We start from the raw sequence: 1,350 nt of genomic DNA, 5'->3' as shown, positions 1-1,350 counted from the left end.
CGCTTCCTAATGCTGTTGTCAAGCTGCCGCAGTCACCGGCGGTGTCACTTCGTAGCACCGCCGGTCACGAATCAGAGCCCAGATGACGTTGACGCGTCGGCGGGCGAGGGCGAGCACGGCCTGGACGTGCTTCTTCCCCTCGGCCCGTTTGCGGTCGTAGAACGCCCGCGAGTTGGGGTCGAATTGGACGCTGACCAGTGCGGATGTGTAGAAGACGCGCTGGAGTCTGCGGTGGTAGACGATCGGCCGGTGGAGGTTGCCGCTGACCTTGCCCGAGTCGCGAGGTGCGGGGGCGACCCCGGCGAAGGCCGCCAGGGAGTCCGGGGAACCGAAGTCGTCCAGGCTGCCGCCGACGGCGGCGAGGAACTCGGCACCGAGGGTCGCGCCGATTCCGGGAACGCTCAGGACGATGTCGGCGAGCTCGTGCTCGCGAAACCGGCCCTCGATGAGCTTGTCCATCTCGCGGATCTGCTCGTTGAGGGCCATCACCTCCTCGGCCAGGGTGTGGACCAGCCTTGCGATGGTCTTCTCCCCGGGGACGGCGGTGTGCTGGCGCTCGGCGGCCTCGACCGCCGCTTCGGCCAGGGTTCTCGCGTTGCGGACCTTGCGGTTGGCCAGCCACTTCGTCAGCCGCGTGACACCGGCCCGGCGGATCGAGGCCGGCGTCTGGTAGCCCGTCAGCAGCCTGAGCGGGCCTGTGTTGGTCACGTCCAAAGCCCTCTCCAGGGCAGGGAACATGCTCAGCAGCGTGCCGCGCAGGCGGTTGACCACGCGGGTGCGGTCTTCCACCAGGTCGGACCGGCGTCCGGTCAGCAGCTTCAGCTCGACGGCGGCTTCGTCACCGGGGCGGATGGGCCGCAGGTCACGGCGCATCCTGGCCTGGTCGGCGATGACGTAGGCGTCACGGGCGTCGGTCTTGCCCTCGCCGCGGTAGCCGTCGGAGGCCCGGTTCACCAGCCGTCCGGGCATATAGAGGACTTCCTGCCCGTGGTTGACCAGCAGGGCCAGCAGCAGGGCGGGCTCCCCGCCGGTCATGTCGATGGCCCAGGTGACCTGGCGGCCGTCGGCCAGGTCCAGGACATCACCGATCAGCTTCAGCAGCTCGGGTTCGTCGTTGGCCACGCGCCGCGACAGCAGCGTCTTGCCGTCCGCATCCAGGGCGAGGCCGTGATGGTGGCCCTTGCCGCTGTCGATCCCCGCCCATATCCGGCTCATAGTGCTCCTGACGTACGTGTTCGCTCTGTTCGTGCCACGGACGACCTCGCCGGCATTGCTCTACACAGCGACTTGTTCGCACTTCCTAATCGGCGGCCGAGTCGTCGTGGGGCACCGGGCGGCGAAGCGATGGAA

At 68.4% G+C, this 1,350-nt stretch carries 1 protein-coding gene; it reads right to left on the bottom strand.

Features of this window, described 5'->3' with window-relative positions:
• Nucleotides 1-18: 18 nt before the first annotated feature.
• Nucleotides 19-1,215 carry an IS110 family RNA-guided transposase gene (locus ACZ7L7_RS37175; protein WP_453609388.1) on the bottom strand — a complete coding sequence of 399 codons (1,197 nt, stop codon included), beginning with the start codon at nucleotides 1,213-1,215 and terminating at the stop codon, nucleotides 19-21.
• Nucleotides 1,216-1,350: the final 135 nt, after the last annotated feature.

Source organism: Streptomyces sp. NPDC110618, assembly GCF_055657065.1.
The sequence above is the reverse complement of the archived record's forward strand: the minus strand, read 5'-3'. Positions and strand labels throughout refer to the sequence as shown.